We start from the raw sequence: 15977 nt of genomic DNA on the forward strand, positions 1-15977 counted from the left end.
AGTGTATGTATTATTTTTTTGTTACAGCGGCGTCAGCTACTTTATCTGTAGCTTTTTGAGGTTGGATAACCATACCCTCTTGTAATTTATCAACACCGCTTAACACAATCTGGTCGCCTACTTTTACGCCGTCTTTAACCAGATAATTGTCACCGTTTTTACCAACAATAGTAATGGCCGCTTTTTTCACTTTGCTGCTATCACCAACGGTAAACACAAATACTTTATCCTGCATATCAACAGTGGCTGATTCAGGTATAATTAAGGCGTCTTTATGTTCAAGACTTAGACGTACTCTGCCAGTATTACCTGAACGTATTAAACCTTGTGGATTAGGGAAACTTGCACGTACGGTGATAGCGCCGGTGTTTTTATCAAACTGACCGTCGATCATATCTATTTTACCTTGTTTGGCATACTCTGTACCGTCAGCCAATAATAAGGATACGGCTGGCAGTTGTTTTAATTTTTCACTTAAGGTTTGACCAGGATATTGTTCTTTAAAGTTTATAAAATCCTTTTCGCCTAATGAGAAATAAACACGTACATCATGCACATCTGATAGTTGAGTAAGCGCGTCAACATCTGCCGGAGTAACTAAACTCCCTTGTTTTTTAAGTAGCCGGCCAATATAACCGCTTACAGGAGCTTTAATTAAAGTATAACCCAAATTGATTTGAGCAGTTGCTATGTTTGCTTTTGCCTGTTCGATATTTGCTTTAGAAACCTGATTGGTTGCTTTAGCTGTTTTTAACTGATAGTCAGAAACTACTTTGTTTTCAACTAATGGAGTTAATTTATCAATTTCCAGTTGTGAATTGAGCTGGGTTGCTTCGGCAGCGTGCAAGGCAGCGATCGCGTTGTTTAAAGCAGCACGGTAAGGTTGCTCATTAATTTTAAAGATTGGTTGACCAGCGTTTACAAAAGCACCTTCGTCAACAAAAACTTTATCTAATGTTCCGCTTACCTGCGGACGGATTTCTACGTTAACAATCCCTTCTATTGATGCAGGGTAATCTTGATAAGTAGTTTGTGTACCTGCTGTAACAGCAGCTACGGGTAAAGATGGTGGCGGCGGAGCCTGCTGCGTTTGCGGCTTTGAAGAGCAACCATATAATGAAAGTGCTAAAAGCGCTAAAATGAAACTTTTCATAAATAATTAATTTTTGATGATGATAAATGATAGGAGTTAAAAATTGACCCTGCGGTCTGCATATATGTTGATTGAGTTATGTTCATATGTATATGATCCGGTTGTATGCAGCTAACACGCTTTGTAAGCAGTGCTGGCTTTAACAGTTTTAAGCTTCTTAATACCGTTAATGAGTAGCATGTAAAATTTGATGTCCATGATTGTTTGTATTTATATGTTTGATAGATAGATGTTTAAACTTTATATGTTTAACAGTGTTAAATGATTTAACATTGTTTTAATCCAGGCAAAATTTTAAGCCCTTTCTATTGATTTGATGATTGTTCCGATAGCATCCTTTAATACCTGTTGGTTCATTTCATCAGAGTAACCCCTGCGCAGGATATTGATCGAGATCAATCCGTGTACTACAGACCAAAAAGTGTAGTATTTTAAACATACCATATCTTTGGTTGGGTTTTCAATGTGCATGAGTTCAATAATAGCCTGACTGAATTCGTTATACGGCCCTTCTGATTCTTCGAGGGTTGCCACCATATCGCAGCAACAATTCATTTCTACACCGAACATCAATTGATAAAGTTCTTTATTCTTCATCGCAAAATCCCAGTAGGCAAGCCACATGGCCTCCAACTGTTTTGCCGGCAATTCATATTTAGCTCTCACCTCCTGTAAATCCCGGGTCAATATCAGGTAACCTTTCCGGGTAAGCTCTAACAGGATGGCTTCCTTATTAGCAAAATACTCATATATAATGGGCGCAGTATATTCAATTACATCGGCAATTTTACGCATGCTCAAAGCTTGCCAACCCTCCTCCTTTACAATTTGGAGGGAAGCATCCAAGATATTGATCCTGGTTTCTTCTTTTAAGCGTTGTATCCGTTCTTTGCTTGCCACTTTTTTACTTAATTAAATTATTTAACAGTGTTAAATGATTTTACAAAAACAACCGGGTTTTATCTCAGTTCCCGGTTTATTTTAACGCTTGTTAATTTATTTAACAGCGTTAGGCAAAAGTATAAAGGATCTAAATTTTATTTACCATCCTTTTGTCAAATTCATTTCACCGAATTGTCACGTAAAGCCCTTTATACGTTTGGTTTGCTCAACAGGTAAACTAATTGCCCTAAATGATATCCCTGATGAATGGTTCTGTTGATCAGAATATTCAGTTTATTACGATGCGGTTCCCGCTCAAAGTCTTCTGCCGACACAGCGCTGTGTTTAGCAAACCAGGCTTCTACAGGCAATGCTTCTATTTTTTGTTTAAGTTGTGCATTTACTTCAGTCCAATAAGCCTTCAATTCCACTATTGATGGTCTTTGCAGCCCAGCAGCCTCAGGGTTTCTCAGAAACAACTCATCTAGCTCAGGATGTAGCCTGTCGCCTAGTTCCAGATAGGTGAACATACCGTCACTTACGCCGGTAAGGTGTCCCAGCAGATATACGCCGCTGTTACGTCCAGGTGCCGTTTGCGCGGCCAGTTGTTCGTCGCTTAATTTGTCTAACAACGAATTAAGACGGGTATTTTGCAGCTCCCAGTTAGATATAGCCACTTTAATTGCTGTGTTCAGCAATGATAGCGCATTAGTTTCGGTTATAATATTGCTCATTTTGTGGTGGTTTTTGATGAGTAAAAGCCCGGTGTTTTTTACCGGACTTTTAATTTGATGCAATTATAGGTTAAATCCATATTGTTTGGCCCATCTGTCTTTGATCTCCGCACGAGATTTTACAAACTCATGATCTGTACCCTGTGCAACGGCGTCCAATGGAAAACGTAAGGGGCGTGTACCTTTCTCTTTATTGATCAATTCCAACACACCATCGGCTATGGTTTGCGGATCCATTTTAAACTCGGCCATTTTGCCAAACAGCGCTGTACCCATAGCGTTAAAAGTGTCTACAGCGACACTTCCATAAGCTGCTATAATATCTTCCTTATCGGCATTAACCCCGGGCTTAACGCCGGTATTCATTTCGGTTGGATATACCCCGCTTTGGATAGATACGTTTTCGATACCGTAATCTTTTAACTCATGCTGAAAACCTTCGGTAAGGGCCTCCATGGCAAATTTAGAAGCCATGTAAGGCACCATAAAAGGCAAAGTAAAACCGCTGGCTCCGGTTGAAAGGTTAATGATCAGCCCATCTTTACGCGCTCGCATAGATGGCAGCACCGCATTATAAGTGCGCAACACGCCATAGAAATTCACCTCGAACAGGCGTCTTACCTGGTCAAGCGTATAGGCTTCGGTTACACCAAAACCGGCTAAACCCGCATTATTCACCAATACATCAATATGGCCATATTTAGCAAGGCTTTTTGCAAATGCTTCCTGCACAGAGGTATCACTCGTTACATCAAGCTCAACCACATCAACACCGGGCAATGCAGCGAGCTCCCGGGCAACCGCCTGGTTCTTATCGTTCACTCCGCGCATGGCGGCTATTACAGTATGGCCTTCTTTTGATAACGTTTGGGTTATTAATTTGCCGAATCCTGTACTGGTTCCGGTTACTAAAACTATCTTTTTCATTATTGCTATGTTTTTATTTACATAGCAAAGGTGAGATAAGCCCAAAAGCTGCTAAATGATATAAAGCAAAAAATTACCTTGACATTTATCAAGAGTTTAGGATGTAACCACAGCTTCGGCTTGCGGTTTAAGCTTTGATACCATAACAATGATCAAGGCCCCGAAACCAGCCACAATACCAAAGGCCCAGCGTAATCCTGCCGCTTGCGCTATAAAACCTACCGCCGGTGGTATGATCAAAAAGCCCAGATAGCCTACTGTTGATATAGCGGCCAACGCCTGCCCTGTATTCATACTTTGCGATTTGCCCGCCATACTGAACACTAACGGTACCACGCAGGATACCCCCATCCCCACCATCGCATAACCCACATATACTGTATAACTATATGGTAAAAGGACAGAAAACAACAAACCAGTCAATATCAAAATACCGCTAAAACTAAGCACTTTTTTTATACCTGCCGATGCCACAAGCTTATCCCCGGTAAACCGGCCGATGGTCATAGATACCATATATACTACAAATGCAGCCGTTGCCGCTGGTTTTGAAGCATGAAGCACTTTTTGAAAATAGATACCGCTCCAATCATACATGGTATTCTCACAGGCCATGGATGCAAAGCAGATCAGCGAGAATTTGATCAGGTGTTTATCGGGCAAGGTAAAAACCGAGCGATTGATCTTATTAACCGGCTTTTCATAATAAGCATGCGGGTAAAAGATCAGTGTGATAATGATCATGCTGATTCCAACAAACAATAAGTGGTAAGAAGGGGCTACATTATAAGATACCATCAAATATCCCACAGCAGCGCCGGCAAACCCAGCCATACTCCAGATACCGTGAAACGTAACCATGATAGACCGGTCATAAAAGCCCTGTACACTCACCGCCTGGGCGTTTACCGAAAGATTGAATATGTTACGTGCAGAACCAAAGAAAAACAGCAATACTACCAGTTGCCATATATAGGCTGTAAAACCAGGTAAACACAGTAAAAGATTAAAAGCGATAGCGCCCACCAGCATAATACTCCGGCTGCTGAAATGCTTTAACATTTTTGCAGTTATAGGGATAGTAAGCATTAAGCCTATAGGCAGGGCAAATAATACGGCCCCCAACTGGCCTTCGTTCAAGTGTAATTGTTGCTGTATGGATGGGATACGTGAAGCCCACGATGAATATCCAAACCCCGAAATAAAAAAGAATACCCCGCAGGCAATTCGCAATTTCAATTTCCCCGGAGTTGTGAGCTGATCCATACCTGTATTAAAGTGGCAAAAGTATGGATAATTTGCAAGCGGGGGTACTATTACTTCAAAGTCATTTGCTTACGTATACGGCTTAATGTCTCGGGAGAAATGCCCAGGTAAGAGGCGATCATACTTTGAGGAAAACGCTGCAAAAATTCGGGGTAAGTATTCATTAAATCGGTAAAGCGCTCTTCTGCAGTTTGACTGATGGATGAGCGGATGCGTTTTTGATGAGACACGTAACTCCGCTGGTTCATTTTTTCGATCATGGCGTCAATAGCCGGAACTTTCTCCTTTAACTCCTCCAGATGTTCGCTGCTGATCTGAAAGAGCTCGGTATCTTCAATAGCATCAATATCATAACTGCAGGGCGTTTTGGTGGTAAAACTTTCATAATCGGCCATCCACCAGCGCTCAATACCAAAGCGTACAATATGTTCGACGCCTTTATCATCAACAACATACTGCCGCATTGCGCCTTTGGCTATAAATGAAAGATATTTACACACATCGCCCTCCTGCAGCAGGTATTGTTTTTTACGCAGTTTTTTGGGTTTGAAAGCTGCCTGTATCAGTTTAAATTCCTGATCTGATACTTGCATTAGCGAGTAATCAATAATATATTGTAAGAGCGTTTGGTACATAACATACAAATATCAATATAAAGACGATGCTCCTGATTATAAAATTAAGATATTACTTTACTAAAACAGAATTATCCGTTAATTGCAATTTTGAGCTATTTGTTTGTGATGGCAGGTAAATAGCGTTATTTTTGGTAAGATAACAAGCCCTCTATTTGAAAAAAATGAAAACCAGCAGCACCACTTCAGAACCTACTTATAAAGCTGCCAGGGTTGTAGCGCCTGCCATTGAAAGGCATTTTAAATATTTTCATTCGTTAGTGAATGCTAATGCCGATACGGAAGACGTTGCCGCCCCTACTCCTGATATCAACACCATTGAAAATATAATTGATATAGCCTTTTGGGCAAGTTTGCGGCGTGAAGAGGGCTATTCGCCAAAGTTTACTTTAGCATTTCTGCCGCCTGAAAGTGCCGGGCAGCCTTTGCTGTTTGGTCATAAAATACCGCTCGCTCCCAATATTCTCACCAAGTTTGCATCTGCGGTTCAGCAACCAGGCATCCATTTAGGTGTGTGGATTGATGATGATGGACTTTACGTTTGGGGAACCACTTTAGCCATACCCGCTTATTGTTTTGTATTGGAAGTTATAGAACCGGGCCTGCTGGTGATCAAGCACCGCAGAGTCGATGGTTTTGGCAAATTTGTAAACATCGCTATTTTAAAAGGTGATGACATCAAGGTGGTAGATGAGCAGGGTTCAACCTTGTCCGATTGCCCTACTATACTCACTTCCATGCTTGATTTTACCCTGCCATCGTTGTGGAACGACCCGGTGAATGTATTGGTACAGCTGGCTGCTTCTATGCAAGCTCACCGTCGTGGCGGGATCTTGCTGGTAGTACCTTCCGGGAACGACGACTGGAGGGAATCGATCATTACACCGATATCTTACCCGGTATCCCCAGCCTTCTCTGGTCTTACCGATCTGATGATACACGAGGGCATCGAAAAATACCATACCTCCTGGCAGGAAAAGCTGCGCCGTGCGGTAGATACCATTGGTGGCTTAACCTCTATAGATGGAGCTACTGTGATCAACGACAAACACGAATTGCTGGCATTCGGAGCCAAGATAGGCCGATCATCTAAAAGCGTTCGCGTTGAGGAAATTATTGTTACAGAGCCAGTAGTTGGCTGCTCTACCCAAATCATCCACCCGGCACAAAATGGAGGCACAAGGCATTTATCGGCTGCTCAGTTTGTATTTGATCAAAAGGATGCCATAGCGCTGGTAGCCTCGCAAGATGGCAGGTTTACGGTTTTCGCCTGGTCTCCGGTAGTAAATATGGTGCATGCGCATCAGATAGATATCCTTTTACTCTAAACTTTTAAGAGAAAGACTTACGAAGTTTTAAAAACTTCGTAAGTCTTAAAATCACTTTATTACCCCAAAAAGTGGGTTTACATGGTTTACACTTTTCACGGTTTACATTGAATTATATATTTGATAATCAAATACTTATTTAAATTTATGCAAAAAATGTGTAAACCCACTTTTTGCATAAATATTACCGGTTAAGTGTCAATTCATCCCAAACGTTATCTGTTTTTATTCTCTTGTTATTTTATAAAATGATGGGTAAAGACTTACGAAGTCTTTAGAATGTCTATTTAAAACCTGAAACCTATCGATATATAGGGCAAAGCGCCTTCTTTGGAAAAACCAACCACCCCTTCAATCAGTACCAGTTGAGCGGGTATCAGGTAGATACCGCCTCCGTAACCATCATGCCATTGGTCGGATGATTCACCTGGTTGCCAAACCCGCCCTACATCGTTAAATCCGATAATGCCTAAGGAGCCTGGTAACAGGTATGAGCTAAAGTCGAGCACTTTTAAACGGAGCTCCAGGTTATTGTAGGCGATGGTTTTACCGGTAAACCTGTTGGTATGGAAACCCCTGAAATTTTGCGCCCCGCCGAGTTTCATCAATTGAAAATAAGCTGCATCGCCTACGGTTGTACCTAAGCCGGTGCGGTTAGCTATCACCAAAACAGAATCCCTATCGGGATTTAAGTAAAAGCTAAACTCGGACAAGACCTGCCCATAAGTATTGTGACTACCAGCGCCACCACCCGAAAAACCGCTGATGGTTGTATTCCATAAGACCCCTTGTGTAGGGATAATCAATTTATTACGCGTATCCAACCTGGCATTTGCTGTTACTCCGCCATAAACCTTGGTGCCAAATACTTTTTCATTGGGATATGCCCGGTTATAATCATTCAAAAAACGCTCATCGTTGTTGGATGCCTGGCTATTATAAAACTGCCCGGCTATGCCTGCGCTTATGCGCCAGTTGCCATAAGTATGATGTAACGAAACATCGCCGGTAACATAATCATAGCGGTTACGATAGTAAGATATCTTATGGTCATCCTTATTTTCAAAAACGGTATTATTACCTATCCCAAAAAAGTTACTGAGGTTGTTTGGCCCCCGCGACAGTATATTGATACCAAAATCATTATTGCCTATCAGCTTTTTCCATTCGGCTACATAGGTAAACAATAATGATTTCCGCGCGAGCGAATAGTTGGTTAAAAATTCCTCCCTAAAAGAATAAGGCTCTTTCCGGAAACCATGTTTTTCATACGAAAAACCACCTATAAGCAATACGCCGATATCATTGCTGTAGTTAGCTAAAATAATGGGCTCAAAACGGTCGAATTTATAGCTGGTTTTATCGTAACTATTTACAGCGGTATCCGTTGAGGTTTTATTTTTTGCCTGGGATAACAGCGGTAACTTATTCTGCTGATCGGATCGGTCGTAAATATATAAATTGCGCTTATTATGCAAACTATCGTTTACAGCAAAACTATCCATACCATCCCCACCTACCATACGCACTTTGATGGGCGAAGGCTGGCTGCCGGTAACTGAAAACACATCATCACCGGCGAAACCATATAGCCTGACTTCTTTGGTTACCGAAGGTGTAAATGTACGGTGATAGGTTACTTTATCGATGCTGCCATCCTTTTTGATCTTGTTAACCGTTACGGTTAAATTACCATCCGCTTCGTTGTGAATGGTGAACTGATCCGTTTTATCACTCGCCGGGATCTCTACCTCACGAGATATAAAACGATAGTATTCCAACGCTTGTTTGGCAAGTCCATTCCTGCGGGCTATCATTTTTGCGGCTATCTCTTTACCAGAAAGCTGATAGATCGTATCGGGCATCAGTTTCATAGCCTTGTTGATCAGCTCATCCGTTAATTTCGATTGTACAAAGCTGATCTGCTCCTTCCAGTCATCCTCGCTTAACTGGTTTAAAAAGTAACGGTCGAAATAACGGGCATTAAAGTTCCAGCCGTTGATATCTCTAATCTCGTTGCTATACCCCTGAAACTTTGATTTTAACCATTGATGGGCTACTATCCAGGGTAATACACCCGATGTTTTGTAATACACCTGGTCACGGTCGCGCGGCACAGGTTCATAAATGGTTTCATGCTTGCCATCTATCTTTTCCCAGCGCCACTGGTCTTCGTGCCTGTCCCAATCGCCCAGGAGCATATCCAGCAGGCGTGCCCTTAAAACCGTTTTTTCGTTAACCCGGTTGTCATTATCTTCCTGCAGTTTCCGCTGTACTTTTAGGGTATTGTCCGTCTTGTCGGCATCAAGGGGCTCGCGTTCTTCAAATAAGAAAACCTGGTTGGCAAAATCTTTCCGGTAATCGCCCAGTGCCGGGTCATCTGACACATAAACTACTTTGGGGTTGGAGTGCGGCACACCCAATGCTTGTGCCAGTGGCGGTACCGTAAGCGCCGAGAACGGATGTGCTGCCGATACCTGATCCTGCAGTATATCTTTGGCTACCGTAGGCCTAAGATCAACAGGTAAACCCTTCTCCGGGTATTTTTGAATGGTACGCAATACCCATTGCTGACCGGTAGGGTCTTCCAATCGCAATGATTTGGTTTGCTGCCCTCCGCCCTTTTGCAGAATTTTTAAGCCCCCTTTTTCTGTAGCGATATGAAATATGGGAAGCTTAACAGGTGCGGCCCAAAGTTTCCGGTAATTTTCGCCCAGGAAAAACCGGTGTGTCCCGCTTACATCATTATAGGTGGGTTCTATGGCCAGTTTTATGCTATCGCCGGTAACCTGTGCTTTTAAGCATTGCGGACCTAACAGGAGAACTCCCGTTAAAAACAGGAATAATAATTTAAACACGTTTTTAGCAGGCCGCATGATATGGTTTTTGTTTAGCAATAGTAGAACCATTGTATATTACAAAAATAGTTTTATTTTTCTAAAGCTATTTCGTAATTAACACCAACCCTTAGTGCTTTTAAGCCGGTAACACCCTGCAATTCCTCCAATTCAAGCTCTTCCAGGTCATCCAGCAATATATTTTCTTCCTGCAGGTATTTAATATATTCCATGTATTCGGCCGCTTCTGTCTGGTTAAAATAAACCAGGGCTATTTTGCCGGGCTGGGTTAAACGTTCAATAGTGCCGGCTATTAAAACCTTATCAATGCGTTTTTTGACCACCTCGTACCGAATGTTATAAGCCCCTTCCACATCAAAGCGCCTTTCATCGTTCCTGAAGCTGATATCGATAGGATTTGAGTGTATAAATATCAATTGCGTAGTTTGCAAAGGCCTTGAAAGCTGATCGGTTAAGCTATGGGTAAGCCTGGCTATTTCGGCCATTGACTTGAGCTGCCACAAGCGAATATTCTTTAAATACAGCACATCAAATGCCTTGTCTGGCGCTATAGATTGCCCTATGTAAATATCATATTCTACCCCATCTGTTCGAAACTTTTCAAAATAGCATGGGTACGATCCCTGTACTTCTTCCTGTGCCTGCTCCAGGTAATGGTTGATGGAAGTGTTGATCAGTTGCATAGATGCCTCCAGGTTGCGCCTATTGGTATACGAAAGGCCATTTTCTTCACCAAGGGAATCAAAATAGCGATCGATCACCTCTTTTTCGTTCGGATAGTTTTTCCGGAAATGGTCAAGGAAGGGATTTACCTCATCCCGCAGAAAACCATCCAGCATTAACTCATCGTTGGTGGTTATAAAGCCGTTCACTTTTTCCAGCCACTCCTCACATTTATATATCAACCTATCGGTGAGTGTGAGATGAATATGTTTTTTTAGTACCGTTAACGTTTCCATAATAATGGTTAGCAACGCTTTTAGATCCTCCTGCAAGGCACTATTACGTTCGATAGTAGAGTTGCGGATGTCAACAGCACCAAACAATGGATACACATCATCAAAAACTACAGTCTCTATTTCCTGGTTTTTCTTTTTCCGGTTGCCCTTTTTCAGATAATTCCAGGCCACTTCGTTAAATTTCCACTGAACCGATGGCTGTAACGAGGTAAATTTATCTTTGATAATGGTTTCTATACGGAAGGCAAACTGGTCGATGCTGTTTTGCAGCAACTGAGCTACCAGGGGAATAGCCGCCTGTAACTTCGACAACAGCTTTTCATAAAACACGATCTCCTGATAAGAATAAACCTCCATAATACCGGCCATTTTTTTGTTGTAATAAACCGGGAAGATACCGTACGACTTGATACCCGCCTGTTTTAAAATATTCAGGAAGGGGTGCTTTGATACCTTCTCATCAGTCAGCGACCGGAAAAATACAGGCTTGGGATTCTGCTTATAATCGTCGGTAATGGCATAAAATGTTTCTTCTGCCAGGCTAAACTCCTTCGCCGATGAAATGAGTACGCTTTGCGAACATTCGTTTGTATCAAATATCAGTTTATTGTTGACTGTTAAAAAAGGCAGCAAACCAAACTCGATAGCCGAATTTTCAGAAAGCGTTTTCAATGAATCGATGATCTGATCATACTGATCGGCTTCCTTATTGGAATGGTTAACCAGCTCGTTGCGGATGCTTTCAACCGCGTGAGGCAAGGTTACATCGGTAAGGGTTATCACTGTAAAACCTTCAAACTTAAAGTTAGAAAGCGGCAGTATGTCTTCTAAAACATCTATCCCCTCGTAGTCATTAATATAGGGCTCAATCGCATCAAAATTGATCTCGGGTAACTCGCCAATCAATTTCACATTAACAAACTGCGTATTGGTTTGGATATTATAATAGCGGGAAAGCCCTGTTTCGGGATCAGCATTAGTAAACAGCAATTCATTTTTCGACACCGTTGTGAAGCCGTATAGCCGGTCAAGTATCAGGTTGTATATGAACCGTTTCTGGCGCTGGCTAAACAGTTCGCCCTGGGTCATATTTACAGCGTGCAGGCTGGAATGATTGCTGGAATGGAAATCGAAAAAAGCGTCGGTACTGAAAAATATTTTTTCGGGCACGGGTGTACTCAGGGCCCAAAAAAACTCTTTTTCGTTTAAGATTGGTGGTGTAAGTATGCTATAGATAAGTTCGAGCATTTCCCGGTACTTTTCGGCATCTTCGGGATGCATATCCAGATCTATACAAGTGTCATTTTCAAATTTATTCAATACATACCTGTAAAACTCACTTTTAAGTGTTTTTTCAGTTTGTACGCGTTCTTGCAAATGCTCCACGAACGGATTAAATGACAGGCAAGTATCTACCTGGCATAAAAAACAATCATCTTTATTTATATTTAAAACTTCTGTGTGCATTGTGATTATAAAATTACCCTGTTAAAAACTACAGACAGATACGGGTACAGTCTCTCTCCGGATTGAGCAGCTTATTTCTTTTTAAGAAAGGCTCTACGATTTATTTTGTCAAAGTTATAACTATCACGCACAATTGTCAGTAATGCTTTTGTAATTAAAACGATTGGTATTATACTTATTATCAAACATATACATTAATCAAACTTTTTAGATTTCTGACGTTGTTGAAATAACTTTTGGTTAAACCAATGCCCGGCGTAAGCCGTACCAATGCCCACAGCTGCCCCTGCCAGTACATCTGTTGGGTAATGTTTACCTAAATACATCCTGGAATAAGCTACAGAAGAGGCCCATACGTAAGCGGGTACAGTAACATACCATTTCTTGTATTGCATAGATAATGTTGTTGCTGTTGCGAAGGCCAGACTGGTATGCCCTGACGGAAAAGATTGGTTATGCGTAGGGGTATTGACAAATATCAAATCAGGATATCTATCAGCTGGACGGGTACGGTTAACACTGATTTTTATCAGGTCAGTAACCAACACATTTGCGCCCAAACTGATCAGAGTTTCAACCGCGTTATGTTTCACTGTGGCATTATCACTTGCCAAACCATATATTAAAGTACCAAATGAAGCTGCACCCGCCACATAATATGCAGAATTACTGGTACCGCGCCAATATTGCGAAGTTGGATATCTCGGATTAATACTTTTTAAAATATTAACATCAAGATTTTGTGCTAAGCTACGTCCGGTGTTTATAAAGACAAAGAGCCATATTAAAAACAGGAAAAACTTTTTGTTTTTTATCATTAAATTACTTTGTATAGTTAAATTTTAATACGTTACCTGCGCTTACCAGATCGCCCTCATTTGATATGTAAAGATTGTTTTGGTCATCAAACGCAATACCCTCTGGCTGATTAAACAGCGTGGGGTTCAAGGGATAAACATTTTTAATCTTCCAGGAAGCATCAGCAACCACCAGTACCTTATTTACCGACGAAAGAATATACCACTCGTTGGTATTTAAATTTTTGGCCAATGCCGAAGGACGAAATGCGCCTTTCTTTTTACCTGTAAGTAGTTGTTCTACCGCTTTAACATTGACACTAAAACCACCAGCAGATTTAACCGTCCCGTCGTTTTGCAGTTGTAAAATATAACCACTGCTAACCTTGCCCTTATCGCCATCACAGTTTTTACAAAGGATGTATAACCGATTTGCTTTTTCATCGGCATACATACCTTCGTACTCGCCGGCAGGTACTACATCCTTTAATTTCTTAACATCTTGGATCTCTTTATTCCTTACCTGGTTAAACGGAAAAGTAAACAATGTACCATCGCTGCGCAAAATGATCGTGTAATTATTACTGATAGCGATATCTTCATAATCACCCGATTTGCCAAAACGGCTTTCGCTTACCTTTTTATCGCCTAATTTTAAATAATATACATTACCATTCTCATCCTCCTCCGCATATAACGAATCGCTTTTACCGTGCCGGAAGGCAATGCCCGATATTTCGGTTAAATTGATGTGCATGTTATACTTTACCGGTTTATTCAGGTCGTATCCCTTTGGATTTGTAATAACTTCGGGCTTACTGGTGCATGACATGCCTAACACTACCGCAATACCAGCAATCACCATCATGATCAAAGCAGCAGTCTTTCCCTTCATTTTGTTGTTTTTAAACTTTCTCATCGGTTTTGTGCTGTAAAAGTTCATATATAGCCCGTTGCGATTGTATGAGGGGTTCGTGCTTTTCGATGCTGATGTTTTGCAGCTCTTCATTAAGCATTACCGCCTGTACATTATCATTTAACTGCAGATCGATGATTTGCATGATCTCGGCCCTGATACCCTGATCATAAACCGGGAAACAGACCTCGATCCGCCGGTAAATATTGCGGTTCATCCAATCAGCCGAACCCAGGAAAACCTCCGGTTCGTTATTGTTATGAAAAATAAATATCCTCCCGTGTTCCAGGTAACGATCAACAACGCGGCGTACTGTTATATTTTCACTCATCCCTTTAACACCAGGTATAATACAGCAAATACTACGTACAATAAGTGATATTTTTACCCCGGCCTGTGATGCCTCATATAGTTTAGAGATCAATATACGCTCTTCCAGGTTATTTAGCTTAATGGTGATAGCACCGTCCAAACCCTTTTTTACATTATCTATTTCCCGGTCAATCAGTTCCAGGAACCGTTGCTGTAAATTAAACTGTGCCACCAGCAGGTGCTTAAAATCAATAGGATACCCTTCGGATGTCTTCGCTTTTTTACCCAGGAACATAAACAGCAGCTCCATTTCGCGAAGCAAAGCCGGATTAGCCGTCATTAAAATATGATCGGTATAAAAAGCGGCGGTACTTTCGTTAAAGTTACCTGTGGCCAATAAGCCTGCATATTTAACCCGGCCATTCACCAATCTTTTTACCAAAGCAATTTTGGCATGCACCTTTAATGCCTTATCGCTATAAATTATCTCGACACCGGCAGCCTTCATTTTTTTGGCCCATTTAATATTATTGGCCTCATCAAAGCGGGCCTTAAGCTCCACCATTACCCTCACCTTTTTGCCATTACAAGCTGCGCTGATGAGCGCGTTCACAATACGGGAATCACTGGCTACCCGGTACAGGGTCACGGAGATTTCCTGTACATCCTTATCTATAGCCGCCTCGTTAAAAAAACGGAGTATGCTGTTGTACGATTGATAAGGTGCATGGAAAATATGGTCGTGATCGGCAATGTGATCAAACAACGATTCTTTATCTATCAAACCTGTATTGACAATTGGCGGCCAGCGGGTATAACGCAAAGCAGGTAAATTAACAGGCAGGCTCATCAGATCTTTCAGATTATGATATACGCCCCCTTCAACCACGCTTGAACCCTGCAAACCCAGCTTTTCGGTGATGGAGTGTAGCGTACGCAGCGGGATTCCGGGTTGGTGCAAAAACCTGGTGGCCATGCCCATGTCTCTTTTTAACAATTGCTTTTCGATCTGTTCAGACAGGTCGCCGTGGTACTCGTCTTTGAGGTCGAGCTCGGCATCACGGGTTATTTTAAAACTGTAACAACCGCTTACGGTTTCGCTGGTAAATAGCCTGTCAAGGTTAAACCTGATGATATCATCCAGGAATATAATATACTGCTGATCATCTGCGGATACGCTGTAAAAACGAGGTAGTTGATTTGAAGGGATATTAAGCAGTATCGTTTTTTCCTTTTCACCCTTCACCTCCAGGCTGATCAGGAAATATAAGCGGTTGTTTTCTGGGAAGAACTTTTTCCCGGTCTCCGAAAGGTCAACAGGCTGCAAAAAAGCCATCACCTGGCTAAAAAAGTAATCAGTTACTTTATCCCGCACCACTTCCGGAAGTGGTTCATTGAACAAGAGGTTTATCTTATTTTGTTTAAGCAAGGGTATTAGCCTGCTAGTAAACACTTGTCCGAATTTTTGCTGCTGCCGTTCAATCAGTTGCTGGGCTTCCAGTAAAACGTCTGCTTTTTCGTGTGCAGCGCCTTTACTCAGTTTGTTAACCGCCAGTATAACAGGCATCCTAACCCGGTAAAACTCATCCAGATTTGAAGAAAATATCGAAAGAAAATTCACCCTTTCCATTACAGGCAGATCTTCCTTTTCGGCCTCCAGCAAAATACGCTCGTTAAAAAGCAGCCAACTCAGGTCTCTGTCAAAAAATGAGTAATGATCCATAAAGATGTTTGTTTAGCAGA

12 protein-coding genes are annotated in these 15977 nt (G+C 41.7%); 1 reads left to right on the forward strand and 11 read right to left on the reverse strand.

Annotated elements, in window-relative coordinates:
* Positions 1-10: 10 nt before the first annotated feature.
* The 6 genes from ACTJKG_RS05555 to ACTJKG_RS05580 all read right to left on the reverse strand — a co-directional run bounded on the left by ACTJKG_RS05555 (position 11) and on the right by ACTJKG_RS05580 (position 5597).
* Complete coding sequence (locus ACTJKG_RS05555) at positions 11-1153, reverse strand: efflux RND transporter periplasmic adaptor subunit (RefSeq protein WP_172333298.1); 1143 nt, start codon at positions 1151-1153, stop codon at positions 11-13.
* 294 nt (positions 1154-1447) lie between these two features.
* Positions 1448-2053, reverse strand: a complete 606-nt coding sequence (locus tag ACTJKG_RS05560) for a TetR/AcrR family transcriptional regulator (protein WP_172333297.1) — start codon at positions 2051-2053, stop codon at positions 1448-1450.
* A gap of 191 nt (positions 2054-2244) precedes the next feature.
* Positions 2245-2769, reverse strand: coding sequence for a DinB family protein (locus ACTJKG_RS05565; RefSeq protein WP_440738571.1), 525 nt, complete (start codon positions 2767-2769; stop codon positions 2245-2247).
* Between the two features lie 63 nt (positions 2770-2832).
* Positions 2833-3696: an SDR family oxidoreductase gene (locus tag ACTJKG_RS05570; protein WP_440738572.1), complete on the reverse strand. Its 864-nt coding sequence runs from the start codon at positions 3694-3696 to the stop codon at positions 2833-2835.
* A gap of 96 nt (positions 3697-3792) precedes the next feature.
* The gene (locus tag ACTJKG_RS05575) at positions 3793-4962 is read right to left on the reverse strand and encodes an MFS transporter (RefSeq protein WP_440738573.1); all 1170 of its coding nucleotides are present in this window, start codon (positions 4960-4962) and stop codon (positions 3793-3795) included.
* A 50-nt stretch (positions 4963-5012) separates the two neighbouring features.
* Positions 5013-5597, reverse strand: a complete 585-nt coding sequence (locus tag ACTJKG_RS05580; protein WP_172333293.1) for a Crp/Fnr family transcriptional regulator — start codon at positions 5595-5597, stop codon at positions 5013-5015.
* 164 nt (positions 5598-5761) lie between these two features.
* Between ACTJKG_RS05580 and ACTJKG_RS05585 the strand changes: the two genes are divergently transcribed.
* On the forward strand, positions 5762-6925 hold the full coding sequence (locus tag ACTJKG_RS05585) for a putative sensor domain DACNV-containing protein (RefSeq protein ID WP_172333292.1): 1164 nt from the start codon (positions 5762-5764) through the stop codon (positions 6923-6925).
* Between the two features lie 287 nt (positions 6926-7212).
* Here ACTJKG_RS05585 and ACTJKG_RS05590 read toward each other — a convergent pair whose 3' ends face one another.
* The 5 genes from ACTJKG_RS05590 to ppk1 form a co-directional block, all read right to left on the reverse strand.
* Positions 7213-9801 carry a BamA/TamA family outer membrane protein gene (locus ACTJKG_RS05590; protein WP_440738574.1) on the reverse strand — a complete coding sequence of 863 codons (2589 nt, stop codon included), beginning with the start codon at positions 9799-9801 and terminating at the stop codon, positions 7213-7215.
* Positions 9802-9854: 53 nt separating this feature from the next.
* A complete protein-coding gene (locus tag ACTJKG_RS05595) occupies positions 9855-12209 on the reverse strand; it encodes a GAF domain-containing protein (RefSeq protein WP_440738575.1) in 2355 nt (784 codons plus the stop codon).
* Between the two features lie 194 nt (positions 12210-12403).
* Positions 12404-13027, reverse strand: a complete 624-nt coding sequence (locus tag ACTJKG_RS05600; protein ID WP_172333289.1) for a phosphatase PAP2 family protein — start codon at positions 13025-13027, stop codon at positions 12404-12406.
* A gap of 4 nt (positions 13028-13031) precedes the next feature.
* Positions 13032-13925 (reverse strand): SdiA-regulated domain-containing protein, encoded by an 894-nt coding sequence (locus ACTJKG_RS05605; protein ID WP_253952137.1) that lies wholly within the window; start codon positions 13923-13925, stop codon positions 13032-13034.
* Positions 13912-15957 (reverse strand): polyphosphate kinase 1, encoded by a 2046-nt coding sequence (gene ppk1 / locus ACTJKG_RS05610; RefSeq protein ID WP_440738576.1) that lies wholly within the window; start codon positions 15955-15957, stop codon positions 13912-13914. Before ppk1 ends, ACTJKG_RS05605 begins: the two co-directional genes overlap by 14 nt.
* Positions 15958-15977 lie beyond the last annotated feature (20 nt).

Origin of the sequence: Mucilaginibacter sp. 22184 (genome assembly GCF_052045695.1) — a bacterium.
Lineage (GTDB): Bacteria > Bacteroidota > Bacteroidia > Sphingobacteriales > Sphingobacteriaceae > Mucilaginibacter.